The sequence below is a fragment of the Janibacter zhangyanbonis genome, assembly GCF_050507325.1.
Taxonomy (GTDB): Bacteria; Actinomycetota; Actinomycetes; order Actinomycetales; family Dermatophilaceae; genus Janibacter.
In genome coordinates this window covers 1982987-1996480 of sequence record NZ_CP191481.1, presented here as the reverse complement: position 1 = coordinate 1996480, position 13494 = coordinate 1982987, and the positions used below count along the sequence as shown (strand labels likewise).

Here is a 13494-nt window from a genome sequence, read left to right as displayed (position 1 = left end):
CCGATGAGCCGGCCGGTCGAGGTGCTCCTGTGGGACTGCGACGGCGTCCTGCAGCACGGGCGCTTCGACTGGCGGGAGCGGCTCGACGGTGCGGTGCGTCCGGGCTTCGCCCGGCGGGTCTTCGAGGCCGAGCTGCCCGCGCTGCGGGGCGAGCGGTCGTTGCGAGCCGTGCTCGAGGAGCTGCTCAGCCTCGAGCAGGAGCAGACCGGTCACGTCCCGCTGACGGTCGACGACCTGCTCTCGATCTGGGAGCAGTTCGACCTCGACCCCGAGGCGGTCGCGGTGCTCACCGCCGTGCGTGACCTCGGGGTGCCGTGCATGCTGGCGACCAACCAGCAGGACCACCGCGTGCAACACATGCGTGAGGTGCGTGGCTACGACGGCCTCGTCGACGGCTCCTACTACTCGAGCGAGATCGGGGCGATGAAACCCGACCGGGTCTTCTTCGAGCGGGTGCTCGACGACCTCGGCCTGCCGGGGGAGCAGGTGGGCTTCGTCGACGACGTGCCGTCGAATGTCGAGGCGGCCCGGTCCGTCGGGATCCGCGCCGTGCTCCACGACCCGGAGTCCGGCGCCGAGGGACTCGTCGCGGATCTCACCCCGCTCGTGCCCGAGCTGGCCGACCTGGCCGCACGACCATAAGGAAATGCGGTCTTGGGGCAGGCCCGGCGCGCGAGCTTAGGGAGATGCGGACTCGAGGCGATCGAGGAAGGCCGTCTGGGCGGCGACGACGAGCTCACGGGCGGCATCGAGGTCGTGCCACTCGCCACGGTCGAGCTCCGGGAAGGCCTGGCGCCGACCGGACCTCGGAGGCCACTCCATCTCGAAGCTGTTGCTCTCGACGAGGGTGACGTCGGCCCCCTTCGCCACCTCGATGGCCCAGGCGTGCACGACCTTGCCGCCGGACTGGCGCACCTGACCGAGGGGCAGGCGCGGTCCGTCGGGGGTGGGAGCGCCGGTCTCCTCGGCGAACTCCCGCTCGGCGGCGGCGAGCAGGTCCTCGTCCGGCTCGACCTCGCCCTTGACGATGGTCCAGCCGCGGGGCCGGCGGGCCCACAGCGGGCCTCCCATGTGGCCGAGCCAGACCTCCATCCCGCCCTCGCCCCGGACGAAGGGGAGCAGCCCGGCACTCGTGCGCGGCACGTCAGGCCTCGGCCAGGATCGCCTGGACCCGCCGCAGGTCGGCGGTGATCTCGTCGGCCGAGCGATGGCGGGTCACGGGGTGCCGGGTGAGGCCGGACAGGGCCTCGCGGGCCTGGGCCATGACCTCGCTCTGGCCGCGGACCCGGGGGTTCCACGTGGCGCCGAGGACCTGGTAGCCGATCGCGGCGAGCACCTGCTCCATGCGTCGGTAGGGCGCGACGGCCTCGGGCGCGTCGGCATGGGCACGGGCGGCCACCCGGTCGGACTCGAGCAGCTCGACGTAGAGCTGCTTGCAGTGGTCGAGGTGCGCGGCCATGCCCTCGTCGGTGCGGGTGCGCCGCTCGGCGAGGTCGGCGAGGACGTCGTCGAGGGCGATCACGACGCGGCGACCGTGGGCGCGCAGCAGCAGCTCGGGCCGGCCGAGGCGGCTGGAGACGACGAGGACGAAGACGGCCGCGCCGACGCCGATGAGGGTGTCGACGGCGCGGTCGAAGACGATCGTGTCGGGGTCCATGCCGGTGACCGACTCGGAGATCTGCAGGGCCAGGGGGGTGAGGAAGATGACGGCAAGCGCGTAGTTGCGTGTGATGAGCAGCTCGACGAGCAGCTGGAAGCCGATGATGATCGCGATGATCCACCAGTGGCCCGGGTCGAGCCGCAGGAGCAGGGCGAAGACGAGCAGACCGGCGGCGGTGCCGATGGTGCGCTGGAAGGCCCGGTGGAACTGCACCGAGCGGGTGCCCCCCGTGTGGACGACGAGCACCGCGAAGGCGGCTGCCCAGTAGGCGTGGGCGTTGTCCATGGCCAGCGCGATGCCACCGGCGAGCAGGGTCGCGGCGGCGACGCGCGCGGCCACGAGCAGGTCCTCGCTGGGCCAGCGCAGGGCCTGCCGCAGGGACCACGCGGCGCGTGGACGGCCGAGCGAGACCTGGCGCACCCGCGCCGCCTCGTGCAGCGCGAGCTCGGCCGTGACCTCGGCGTCGGGTCCGTCGACGGCTCGGGAGACGGCGCTGGCGTAGCGGCTGTGCACGCGTTGCAGCCGGCCGCCGAAGCGGTCGTCGGAGCCGCCGTCGGTCACCGCGGTCCACGCGTCGTTGAGCGCCCGGGCCGCGCTGCGGCGGGCGGACGCGACCCGGGCAGGGTCGCGCTCCTCGAGGTAGGTCTCGACGACCTGCTCGGCGTGGGTCACCGCCGCGTCCTCGATGCCGTGGGCCCGGAGCCAGAAGTCGGAGGTGCCGACGACGATCGCGGACAGGACACCGGTGCCGGCGATGCCGAGGAGGGTCGTGGCCGGGGTGCCGTGGCTCGCTGCGAGGTTGCCGATCCCGCAGACGAGCGCGAAGAAGAAGCCCCCGGGTGGGCCGACCTGGAGGGTGTAGGTGAGCACGGCGGCCACCGTCGCGGCGAGTGCCATCGCGATGATCGCGAGGACGGCGTGACCGGCGAGGGCGATGCCCAGGGCCATCGAGGCCAGCAGACCCAGGCCCGCGAGCGGGGTGATGACGAAGCGACGACGGACGGGCGCCGAGGCACCGTACAGCACGGCGAAGACGCCCATGCCGGCGAGGAATCCCTGCTGGGCGTGACCGGCGACGGTGAATCCGACGAGTGGCAGGGCGACGGCGACCGCGGCCCGACCGGCGACCCAGCGGCGCTGCGGTCCGGGGTTCCAGCCGACGAGCGGGCGCAGGTACTCGCTGACCACTCCGGCCATCAGGCCAACCTCCCGCTGCTCCACTCGGCGTGCACGACGTATCCCAGTGAACGGTAGACCTCGCGCGCCCGGTCGTTGCGCGAGTACATGCCGAGCGTGGACCACCCGTGCTCGGCCACCGCGACACGGGTCAGCTCGGCGGTCACGGCCCGCCCGAGACCGAGCCCGCGTGCGGACGGGACGACGGTGATGCCAGCGAGGACAGGGGCTCCGGAGGACTCCGGCTCGCAGCAGCCGACGGCGAGGAGGGCGCCGCGCTCGTCGCGCACCCCGACCCACCGCTGGCGTGGTCGGGCGAAGGGCTGCCCGTCGGTCCCGGGGTTGTGCTCGTCGAGCAGGGCCTGGATCTCTGCCCGGTCGGCGGCCGGCAGCTCGACGAGCCCGCGGGGCGCGGCCACGGGGACGACCTCGGTCGTCGACATGAACTCCCAGCGCGAGGGCTCACCGGCGATCAGCCCGATGTCCTCGGCCGTGCGCGGCAGGGTGACGGCGTTCGCTCCCTTCGCCCTCGCCCGGTCCGACCACGAGGCGAAGGGGGAGGACGCCGCGAGCTCACGAAGAAGGGGTGCGTCGCCCCGGAGCATGAGGGAGATGCCGTGCGTGTGGGTGGGGCGCACGAAGGCAACGGCCCAGCGGCCGTCGCGGCGCAGCCCGAGCGCGGGCTCGTCGACGGTCGGGGTGGCCTCGGCGCGCACGGCCGGGTCCTGGTCGGTGAAGCTGAGCAGGCGGTCCATCGGGACCTCGGTGGGGGTGGTCTGGTCGGGGTGTCTGCTCACCGGGATAGCGTGCCACTCGTGGTCTCCGACGATCTCTTCGCCTCCGCCAACGACGACACGGAACCCACCGGCGCCGATCTCAACGCGCCGCTGGCCGTGCGCATGCGTCCGCGCACCCTCGACGAGGTGCGTGGGCAGCGCGAGGTGCTGCGCCCCGGCTCGCCGCTGCGGCGGCTCGTGGAGGGCAGCGTCAACGCGGTGGCGGGCCCGATGTCGGCGATCATCTGGGGCCCGCCGGGCACCGGCAAGACGACCCTGGCGCACCTCGTCGCGACGGCGGCGGACCGGGACTTCGTCCAGCTCTCGGCGGTGACGGCGGGCGTCAAGGACGTGCGGGCGGTCATGGAGCGCGCGGCGACCAACCGCTCGATGTACGGCCGGCAGACGGTGCTCTTCCTCGACGAGATCCACCGCTTCAGCAAGGCCCAGCAGGATGCGCTGCTGCCCGGCGTGGAGAACCGCGAGGTGGTCCTCGTCGCCGCGACGACGGAGAACCCGTCCTTCTCGGTCATCGCCCCGCTGCTCTCGCGCTCGATCCTCGTCACCCTCGAGTCGCTGACCCGTGAGGAGATCGGCGAGGTGCTCGACGCCGCGGTCGCCGACGAGCGCGGTCTGGCCGGGGGCTACGAGCTGGCCGACGAGGCCCGCGAGCACCTCGTCGCCATCGCCGGTGGGGATGCGCGTCGCGCGCTCACCTCGCTCGAGGCGGCCGCCGGCGTGGCCGCCGGCGACGTCCCCTTCGGTCCGGATGCGCCGCAGGCCGCGCCGATCACCCTCGCGCACGTCGAGCAGGCGGTGGCCCGGGCAGCGGTGCGCTACGACCGCACCGGTGACCAGCACTACGACGTGGCCTCCGCCTTCATCAAGTCGATGCGCGGGTCGGACGTCGACGCCGCCCTGCACTACCTCGCCCGCCAGCTCGAGGCGGGGGAGGACCCGCGTTTCATCGCCCGTCGGATCGTCATCTCGGCCTCCGAGGACGTCGGCATGGGTGACCCGACGGCGCTGCAGACGGCGGTCGCGGCGATGCACGCCGTCGCCCAGATCGGCATGCCGGAGGCGCGGATCATCCTCGCCCAGGCGGTCGTCCACAACACGCTCGCGCCCAAGTCCAACGCGGCGTACACGGGCATCAACGAGGCGGTCGCCGACGTGCGCGCCGGCAAGGTGCAGGCGGTCCCGCCGCACCTGCGCGGCTCCGGCTACACCCAGGCCTCCGACCGGGCGAAGGGGGCGGTCGGCGGCGCGAAGGTCGAGGGCTATGTCTACGCCCACGACCAGCCCGAGGGCGTCGCGGCCCAGCAGTACCTGCCCGACGACCTGCACGCCGAGCTGGGCGAGCGGTCGTACTACCGGCCGACCGACCGGGGCTTCGAGGCGCGGTTGCAGGAGCGGTGGGCGTGGTTGCGGGGGCGGCTGCGGGGTCGGTGAGAGTCGGGAGCCGGGCTGGGGGACATGGCGCCGACGGGCCGGGAGCTGAGGGCCGGCGCACGAGGGCCGGGAGCCGGCTGGCCGGCGCACGAGGGCCGAGGGCCGACGAGCTGGCCGGGGAACGTTGTCGGTGGTCCTTCCTAGAGTTGGTTCATGGCCCACACCGTAGTGCTCCACAGCCTGGACGCCGAGGGCGTCGACGGCATGGTCGAGCGCCTGCGCGCCCTGGGTGGGTCGGTCGACGAGACCGAGGCCGTCGACCAGATCGCCGCACTCGAGCGGCTGAAGTCCGCGGCCTCGGCCGCCCAGGCGAGGGTCACGGCGACGCTCCACGAGGAGCGGGTCGCGCGCGAGGCTGCCGCGGGGATGCCCCCCGCTGAGCGGGGACGGGGCCTCGGTGACGAGGTCGGGCTCGCGCGCCGCGAGAGCGCGACGCTCGGCTCCCGGCACCTCGGTCTGGCCCGGGCGCTGGTCGACGAGCTGCCCTGCGCTCTGGCGCACCTCACCGCAGGGACCGTGAGCGAGTGGGGCGCCATCCTCCTGGCCAAGGAGACCGCGGTTCTGGACCCCGACGACCGGCGGCGGGTCGACGCGGAGCTCGACGACCGGCTGGCGGACATGACACCGCGGCAGATCGAGCGGGCGGCTCGCGCCCTGGCGTTGGCGATCGACTCCCGCGCCGTGGCGCGTCGTCGAGCGCGGGCCACGGCCGACCGGCGGGTGTCGATCCGTCCCCAACCCGACACGATGGCCGCGGTCACCGGGCTGCTGCCCGTCGAGCAGGGGGTGGCCGCGTGGGCCGCGCTGAGGCGCGATGCCGAGGCGGCCAAGGCCGCCGGGGACGATCGCGGCCTCGGGCAGCTCATGGCCGATCTCTTCGTCGAGCGCCTCACCGGGCAGGCGAGGGCCGAGGCGGTCCCGGTGGAGGTGCAGCTCGTCATGTCGCCGGGCACGCTGCTCGGCGTGGATGATGCACCGGCGTCGTTGCTGGGCCACGGGCCCCTCCCAGCCGAGCTGGCCCGGGATCTCGTCCTCGGGGTCGACGGCGCGGGTGACGGCACGGACCCTGGGGAGGTCTCCTCGGGCCGCGCCTGGCTGCGGCGCATCTTCACCGACGAGGTGGATCGCGTCGTCGCCACGGATCCGAGCCGGCGTTCCTTCCCCGCCTCGTTGCGACGACTGCTGCGCGTTCGCGACGGGGTGTGCCGCTTCCCCTTCTGCGATGCCCCGATCCGGCACGACGACCACGTCGTGGCCGCAGCGCTCGGTGGCCCGACGACCGCGCATAACGGCCAGGGGCTCTGCGCACGGCACAACCTGACGAAGGCGCGACCGGGGTGGCGTTCCTTCGCTGTCGATGTGCAGACCCACGCCAATGCCGGTGTCCACGCCGGCGCAGCCGCGGTGAGCAGCCCGCCCGATGTCGTCACCCTGACCCCGACGGGGCACCGCCACCGCAGTCCCGTGCCCCCGGTCCTCGAGCGCCTGCCCGACCCGTCCGCTGCCGAGGACCGGCTGGCATCGCTGCTGCCGAGCTCGTACTGCAACGCGTCGGGCCGGCGACGGCGCCATCCCGACCCGCACAGGCTCGACGTCCACCGGCCCGCTGGCACCATCGAGCTGCGCGACACGGGGTGAGGCGTCAGGCGGGGCGGGTGCCCTCGGGAGGGGTGAGGCCCACGTCGGTCCACACCTCGGTCAGCTCGGTGATCCGCCCGGACGCCGCGGTGGCGAAGCCGGCGACCTCGAAGGCCACGCTCTCGCCATCGGACCGACCGGTGACGTGGCAGCGGGACACGGCTCGATCGCCCTGTCCCACGAGGTCCTCGAGCACCATCCGGTCGAAGTCCGGGTACTCGGCGTTGGTCCGGATCCACGCGTCTGCGTCGAGGACCTCACCCGTGTGCACGTAGCGGCAGACGAAGTCGTCGTGAAGCAACGGGCGGAGGTCGTCCCACCGCCGCTCGTCGATCGTCGTGCAGAGGGTGCGAAGCAGCTCGGCGGCGTCCATAACGACCGAGACTAGGCCGCGCCGCCGACACCGCCGTCACGCTCGTGCTTCCTGAAGAACTCCGTGGCGCAGGGTGACCCGCAGGCGCCAGACTGCCGACATGTCCAAGCACCCGATCGCCGAGTACGCGAAGGCGCTGCGTCAGCACCTGACGCAGGACCCGCCGACGGACGGCTTCCGACTCGTCGACGTGCGTGCCGAGATCGGTACCGAGGCCACGACGGGGGACGAGGTTGCCGTCGTCTTCACCTGGCGGCGCAACCCGCACACCTTCGTCGTGCGGTTCGGCCGGACCTTCGAGGGGCCGTTCGGCGATGTCGAGGACCTGCCCGACGGGCAGGCCCACCCGGGGGCATGGCCCGAGGGACATGACCCGCTGGAGGCGTGGTGCCAGGACGTGCACTTCTGGCTCATGGAGGAGCTCGACACCGGCCTGCTCGCCCGGGCGACACGACACTGGGAGGGCGAGATGATCGCGCTCACCGCGGTGGCGCCGCAGCCCGTCCCGACGGAGCCCGACCCCGACGAGGTGTGGATCGATGATGTCCCGCAGTACGCGCCCGAGATGCGCCTGCCGTGGCGGGTCCACCTCAGGCTCGCCGCGCGCACCGTGCTCGCTCGTCTGCGCGGCCGCCGGGCCGTCATGGGCTGGGCGACATGGGGCCCTCTGGACGCGGAGCCCGGCGACGGTCTGCGCGACGGCAAATGGCTGGCCGATGCGGGCATGGACCCCGCCGCGGTCCGGGCGATCCGTGACGACGGACGACTCCTCGTCTGGCTGCAGGCGCTGACCGACGCGCTGGAGGTCCGGCCTGCCGGCCAGTGCGCCGTGCTGACGACCGACGACCCACACGTCGCGCGGATGGAGGTCCTCGAGGTCACCGACCGGGCGCCCGAGGGCCTGCGGCACCGTCTCGTCCTCGCCGGCGTACGCGCGGCAGCAGACGAGGGGGCACGGACCGTCCTCGTCCCTGACGGACGCGGCGGTGAGGACGCCGTGGACACCGCGCTGTGCTGAGGCGGGTCGCGGACCGGTGGGTAAGGTAGGGGCCATGACCGTGCCTCTCGGACGGCCGCGCCGGATCACCGCGCGGCGAGCTACCTCGGGGTCGGCCCGCGCCTGACGCGCCGGTCGCCCCCTTCGCTCCTGCCCCGAGAACCCCCTGCACCACTGATTGGACACGAGACACCCATGGAAACTGCCGAGATCCGGCGCCGTTGGCTCACCTTCTTCGAGGGCAAGGGACACGCGGTCGTCCCCTCCGCCCCGCTGATCCACGAGGACCCCAACCTCCTCTTCGTCAACGCCGGCATGGTCCCCTTCAAGCCCTACTTCCTCGGGCAGGAGACGCCCGCCTGGACCCGCGCCACGAGCGTGCAGAAGTGCGTGCGCACCGGTGACATCGACGAGGTCGGCAAGACCTCCCGGCACGGCACCTTCTTCCAGATGAACGGCAACTTCTCCTTCGGCGACTACTTCAAGCGCGACGCCATCGCCTTCGCCTGGGAGCTGCTCACCACCCCCCAGCCCGAAGGGGGCTACGGCCTGGACCCGGAGCGGCTGTGGGCGACGGTCTACACCGACGACGACGAGGCCGAGCGCCTGTGGCTCGAGCTCACCTCGATCCCCAAGGAGCGGATCGTGCGTCGCGCGGAGGCCGACAACTACTGGTCGATGGGCGTGCCCGGCCCCGGCGGCCCGTGCAGCGAGATCTTCTACGACCGCGGCGAGGAGTACGGCCGCGAGGGCGGCCCCGAGGTCGACGAGGACCGCTACATGGAGATCTGGAACCTCGTCTTCATGCAGTACGAGCTCTCGGCCGTCCGCTCCAAGGCGGACTTCGACGTCGCCGGCCCGCTGCCGGCGCAGAACGTCGACACCGGCATGGGCCTGGAGCGGATCGCGAGCATCCTCCAGGGCGTCGACAACATGTACGAGATCGACGAGGTCTACCCGGTGCTCGAGAAGGCCGCGGAGATGACCGGCCGCACCTACGGCACCCAGTCGGGCCAGACCGCGGGCGACTCGCACCCCGACGACGTCCACCTGCGCGTCGTCGCCGACCACGTGCGCTCCTCGCTCATGCTCATCGGTGACGGCGTCACCCCGGGTAACGAGGGTCGCGGCTACGTGCTGCGCCGCATGCTGCGCCGTGCGGTGCGCGCGATGCGCCTGCTCGGCTACGAGGACCCGGCGCTGCCGCACCTGCTGCCCGTCTCGATGGAGCGGATGAGCGCGTCCTACCCCGAGCTGCGGACCGGCTTCGACCGGATCGCGCAGATCGCCTACGCCGAGGAGCAGGCCTTCCGCCGCACCCTCGCGCAGGGCACGACGATCCTCGACACCGCGGTGACGCGCACCAAGGACAGCGGCGGCGACACCCTCGCCGGCGAGCAGGCCTTCGCGCTGCACGACACCTACGGGTTCCCCATCGACCTCACCCTCGAGATGGCGGCGGAGCAGGGGCTCAAGGTCGACCGTGAGGGCTTCGTCCGACTCATGGACGAGCAGCGCCAGCGCGCCAAGGCCGACGCCAAGGCGAAGAAGGGCGGCCACGCCAACACCGAGGTCTGGAAGGACCTGCGCGCGCTCGGCGCGACGGACTGGCGTGCCTACGAGGAGCTGACGACGACCGGCTCGGTCGTCGGCCTCGTGCGCGACGGCGCCCGCGTCGAAGAGCTCGAGCCCGGCCAGACCGGCCAGGTCGTGCTCGACCGGACGAGCTTCTACGCCGAGTCCGGCGGTCAGATCGCCGACTCCGGCGTCATCGTCGTCGACGGCGCGCGCCTGCTCGTGCGCGACGTCCAGCGCCCGGTCAAGGGCCTCGTCGTCCACACCGTCGAGGTCGCCGACGGCGCGGTCCGCGTCGGCCAGGACTCCTCGGCCGAGGTCGACCCGCAGTGGCGCATCGACGCCTGCCAGGCTCACTCCGGCACGCACGTCGTCCACGCGGCGCTGCGCCAGGTGCTCGGCCCGTCGGCACTGCAGTCCGGCTCCTACAACAAGCCCGGCTACCTGCGCCTCGACTTCGCGTGGAACCAGGCGCTGTCCGGCGACGCCCGCGCCGAGATCGAGTACGTCGCCAACCTCGCGGTCCGCGACGACCTGCCGGTCTCCGCGGACTGGATGACCCTGCCCGAGGCGCGCGAGCGCGGGGCGCTCGCCCTCTTCGGCGAGACCTACGACGAGCAGGTGCGCGTCATCGAGATCGGCGGCGAGTGGTCGCGCGAGCTGTGCGGTGGCACCCACGTGCGCCACTCCAGCCAGATCGGTGCCCTCACCCTCACCGGCGAGTCCTCGGTCGGCTCCGGCGTGCGGCGCCTCGAGGCCTATGTCGGCATGAACGCCCTGCAGCACCTGGCGACCGAGCGCGCGCTCGTCGCCGAGCTGTCGAGCATCGTCAAGGCGCCCGCCGGCGACCTGCCGGAGCGCGTCTCCGAGCTCGTCACCCGCCTGCGCGAGGTCGAGAAGGAGCTGGAGAAGGTGCGCCGCGAGCAGGTGGCGGCGTCCGCGGGCTCGCTCACCGACGCCGCGAGCGACGTGGCGGGCGTGACCTATGTCGGCGTCCACATCGCCGGCGGAGCGCCCGACGACCTGCGCCAGATGGTCACCGACACCCGCGCCCGGCTCGGCGAGGACCGCCCGAGCGTCGTCGCCCTCACCGGTGACGGCCCGGGCAAGCCGGTCGTCGTCGTCGCCACCAACGAGGCGGCTCGGGCGAAGGGGGTCAAGGCGGGCGCTCTCGTGCGCGTCGCGGCCCAGGTGCTCGGCGGCGGCGGTGGCGGCAAGGACGACCTCGCCCAGGGTGGCGGCCAGGACGCCACGAAGGTCGAGGACGCCCTGGCGGCCATCGAGCGGGAGCTCGGTGCCTGACGCCGGGACGACCGTGCCGGAGCCCCGTCGAGGGGTCCGGCTCGGCATCGACGTGGGCGAGGCCAGGGTGGGGGTCGCGATGAGCGACCCCCACGGCCTGCTCGCGACGCCCGTGGAGACGGTGGCGCGTGATCTCCAGCACGGCCGTGACGTCGATCGGGTCGTCGAGATCGCCACCGAGGTCGAGGCGATGGAGGTCGTCGTCGGTCTCCCGCGCTCCCTCGACGGCTCCGAGGGCCCGGCCGCGGCGAAGGCGCGTTCGTGGGCCAAGAGCCTGGGTCTGGCCCTGCGCGAGGCGCCGATCGGGAACACGCCGATCCGCCTCGTGGACGAAAGGCTCACGACAGTGGATGCTCATCGGGGCCTGCGGGACAGCGGTGTGGCCGGTCGTCGCCATCGGGACGTGGTCGACCAGGCGGCCGCGGTGCTGATCCTGCAGACTGCGCTGGACACGGAGCGCGCAACCGGTAGACCCCCAGGGGAACGGGTAGGTCGGCCGCGCCGACGCAGACCGCGGAAGGGCAACGACGCATGAACCAGCTCGACGACGACATCTTCGACGACGGGTCGCACGATCGCTCGCACACGCGCCGTCAGCGGCGTGCCACGGAGGCGCGCACCACGCGCCGCGGCGGAGCCGGCTGCCTGGCCATGCTCCTCGCTGCTGCGGTCGTCGTGGTCGCCATCGTCTTCGCCTTCGGCTCCCTGCGGTCGTTGATCCCCGGCGGGTCCGGCTCGAAGGACTTCGAGGGACCGGGACACGGCAAGGTCGAGGTCGAGGTCGCCTCGGGCCAGTCCGGCTCCGAGATCGGCGAGTCCCTCGTCGAGGCCGGCGTCATCAAGTCGACGAGCAGCTTCACCGAGGTCGCGGCCGCCCAGCCGGACAAGGCCTCCTCGATCCAGCCGGGCACCTACGCGATGCTCAAGGAGATGCCGGCGGCCGACGCCTTCGACCGGCTCATCGACCCCAAGAACCGTGTCGCCAAGGGCATCACCATCCCCGAGGGCCTGTGGCGCTCGGAGATCTACAAGCGCCTGTCGGAGGGCACCGGCGTGCCGGTGTCGCAGTACGAGAAGGCCGAGAAGTCGGCGCAGCTGAAGCTGCCCGAGCAGGCCGGCGGCGACCTCGAGGGCTGGCTCTTCCCGTCGACCTACGAGTTCGACAAGGACACGAGTGCCGTCGCCCAGCTCAACGCGATGATCACCATGACGACCGACGAGCTGAAGAAGGCCAAGGTCCCGCAGGACACGTGGGAGCGCACCCTCACCGTCGCCTCGATCGTCGAGGGCGAGTCCGGTGCGGCCGACCGGGGCAAGGTCGCCCGGGTCATCGAGAACCGCCTGGCGGACGTCAACGGCCCGACCGTGGGCATGCTCAACATGGACAGCACCGTCCACTACGTCTTCCAGGAGCGTGGCAAGGCGGGCACGACCGACGAGATGCGCAACTCGGACAGCCCCTACAACACCTACAAGCACACGGGTCTGCCCCCGGGGCCGATCAACAACCCCGGCGCCGAGGCGATCGAGGCGGCCGGCAACCCGGACGAGGGCGACTGGCTCTTCTTCGTCACCGTCGACCCGGACTCGGGCGAGACGAAGTTCGCCACGACCCAGCGCGAGCACGACAACAACGTCAAGGAGTTCGAGCAGTGGTGCGCGGACAACCAGGACCGGTGCTGACCCCGACCCTGCACGCAGGTGTCCTCGGCAGTCCGATCCGGCACTCGCTGTCGCCGACGCTCCACCGCGCCGGTTATGCGGCCGCGGGCCTGACCGACTGGGACTACACCGCCCACGAGGTCGACGAAGGGGGCCTGGCCCCCTTCGTCGCCGGGCTCGACGTCATGTGGCGGGGCCTGAGCCTGACGATGCCGCTCAAGGTGGCGGCCTTCGACGTCGCCGACGAGGTGAGCGAGCTCGCGCGCCGGGCCGGGGCGATCAACACGCTCGCCCGCACCGACACCGGCTGGGTCGGCGACAACACCGACGTCTACGGCATCGTCGCCGCGCTGCGTGACGCCGAGGTCAGCGAGCCCGCGCGGGCGAGCGTCCTCGGGTCGGGCGCGACCGCTCGCTCCGCGCTGCTCGCGCTGCAGGAGCTCGACGCCGGGGAGGTCGTCGTCGCCGCGCGCGACGAGGCGAAGGCCGCGGCGCTGCGCGACGCCGTGCCGGGTGCCGGGGCCGTGCAGGTCGCCCCCCTTCGCTCCTGGACGTCGGGAGCACCGCAGGTCGTCGTGAGCACCCTGCCCGGAGGCAGGGCCGGCACAGCCGTCGCCGAGACCATCGGCGACGCGGACCTGACGGGGGTCGTCCTGCTCGACGTCGTCTACGCCGACTGGCCGACCCCGCTGGCCCGCGCGGCCGCCGAGCGCGGCGCGGCGGTCGTCTCCGGGTTGGAGATGCTCGTGCACCAGGCGGCGCGGCAGTTCGAGCTCTTCACGGGGGCGACGGCGCCGGTGGCGGCGATGCAGGCCGCCGGCCGGGCGGCGCTCGGCCACACCCCGGACGCCTGACGGAACCTCCCGCGCGGGATGGGAAGATG

12 protein-coding genes are annotated in these 13494 nt (G+C 73.0%); 8 read left to right on the top strand and 4 right to left on the bottom strand.

The genetic code is table 11. From position 1 onward, the window contains the following. Positions 1-3: 3 nt before the first annotated feature. Positions 4-642, top strand: a complete 639-nt coding sequence (locus ACQBJO_RS09710) for an HAD family hydrolase (protein WP_421008425.1) — start codon at positions 4-6, stop codon at positions 640-642. A gap of 36 nt (positions 643-678) precedes the next feature. Here the strand turns inward: ACQBJO_RS09710 and ACQBJO_RS09705 are convergent, their stop codons facing one another. The 3 genes from ACQBJO_RS09705 to ACQBJO_RS09695 are packed head-to-tail and all read right to left on the bottom strand — an operon-like array spanning position 679 to position 3633. Further along, positions 679-1143: an NUDIX domain-containing protein gene (locus ACQBJO_RS09705; protein ID WP_421008424.1), complete on the bottom strand. Its 465-nt coding sequence runs from the start codon at positions 1141-1143 to the stop codon at positions 679-681. A gap of 1 nt (position 1144) precedes the next feature. Continuing rightward, a complete protein-coding gene (locus tag ACQBJO_RS09700; protein ID WP_421008423.1) occupies positions 1145-2857 on the bottom strand; it encodes an FUSC family protein in 1713 nt (570 codons plus the stop codon). Then, positions 2857-3633, bottom strand: a complete 777-nt coding sequence (locus ACQBJO_RS09695) for a GNAT family N-acetyltransferase (protein ID WP_421008422.1) — start codon at positions 3631-3633, stop codon at positions 2857-2859. Before ACQBJO_RS09695 ends, ACQBJO_RS09700 begins: the two co-directional genes overlap by 1 nt. A gap of 18 nt (positions 3634-3651) precedes the next feature. Here ACQBJO_RS09695 and ACQBJO_RS09690 point away from each other — a divergent pair, with 18 nt between their 5' ends. Together ACQBJO_RS09690 and ACQBJO_RS09685 are read left to right on the top strand one after the other, a co-directional pair. Next, positions 3652-5064, top strand: coding sequence for a replication-associated recombination protein A (locus ACQBJO_RS09690; protein WP_421008421.1), 1413 nt, complete (start codon positions 3652-3654; stop codon positions 5062-5064). Between the two features lie 153 nt (positions 5065-5217). Then, the gene (locus ACQBJO_RS09685; RefSeq protein WP_421008420.1) at positions 5218-6702 is read left to right on the top strand and encodes an HNH endonuclease signature motif containing protein; all 1485 of its coding nucleotides are present in this window, start codon (positions 5218-5220) and stop codon (positions 6700-6702) included. A 4-nt stretch (positions 6703-6706) separates the two neighbouring features. Here ACQBJO_RS09685 and ACQBJO_RS09680 read toward each other — a convergent pair whose 3' ends face one another. Then, a complete protein-coding gene (locus tag ACQBJO_RS09680) occupies positions 6707-7075 on the bottom strand; it encodes a nuclear transport factor 2 family protein (RefSeq protein WP_421008419.1) in 369 nt (122 codons plus the stop codon). A 100-nt stretch (positions 7076-7175) separates the two neighbouring features. Here ACQBJO_RS09680 and ACQBJO_RS09675 point away from each other — a divergent pair, with 100 nt between their 5' ends. The 5 genes from ACQBJO_RS09675 to ACQBJO_RS09655 all read left to right on the top strand — a co-directional run bounded on the left by ACQBJO_RS09675 (position 7176) and on the right by ACQBJO_RS09655 (position 13465). After that, positions 7176-8093 (top strand): hypothetical protein, encoded by a 918-nt coding sequence (locus ACQBJO_RS09675; protein ID WP_421008418.1) that lies wholly within the window; start codon positions 7176-7178, stop codon positions 8091-8093. Positions 8094-8267: 174 nt separating this feature from the next. Then, a complete protein-coding gene (gene alaS, locus ACQBJO_RS09670; RefSeq protein ID WP_421008417.1) occupies positions 8268-10949 on the top strand; it encodes an alanine--tRNA ligase in 2682 nt (893 codons plus the stop codon). Positions 10950-11028: 79 nt separating this feature from the next. Beyond that, positions 11029-11484 (top strand): Holliday junction resolvase RuvX, encoded by a 456-nt coding sequence (gene ruvX / locus ACQBJO_RS09665; protein WP_421008416.1) that lies wholly within the window; start codon positions 11029-11031, stop codon positions 11482-11484. Then, positions 11481-12632, top strand: a complete 1152-nt coding sequence (gene mltG, locus ACQBJO_RS09660; RefSeq protein ID WP_421008415.1) for an endolytic transglycosylase MltG — start codon at positions 11481-11483, stop codon at positions 12630-12632. The genes ruvX and mltG overlap by 4 nt, the downstream gene beginning before the upstream one ends. Further along, positions 12626-13465 carry a shikimate dehydrogenase gene (locus ACQBJO_RS09655; RefSeq protein WP_421008414.1) on the top strand — a complete coding sequence of 280 codons (840 nt, stop codon included), beginning with the start codon at positions 12626-12628 and terminating at the stop codon, positions 13463-13465. Before mltG ends, ACQBJO_RS09655 begins: the two co-directional genes overlap by 7 nt. Positions 13466-13494 lie beyond the last annotated feature (29 nt).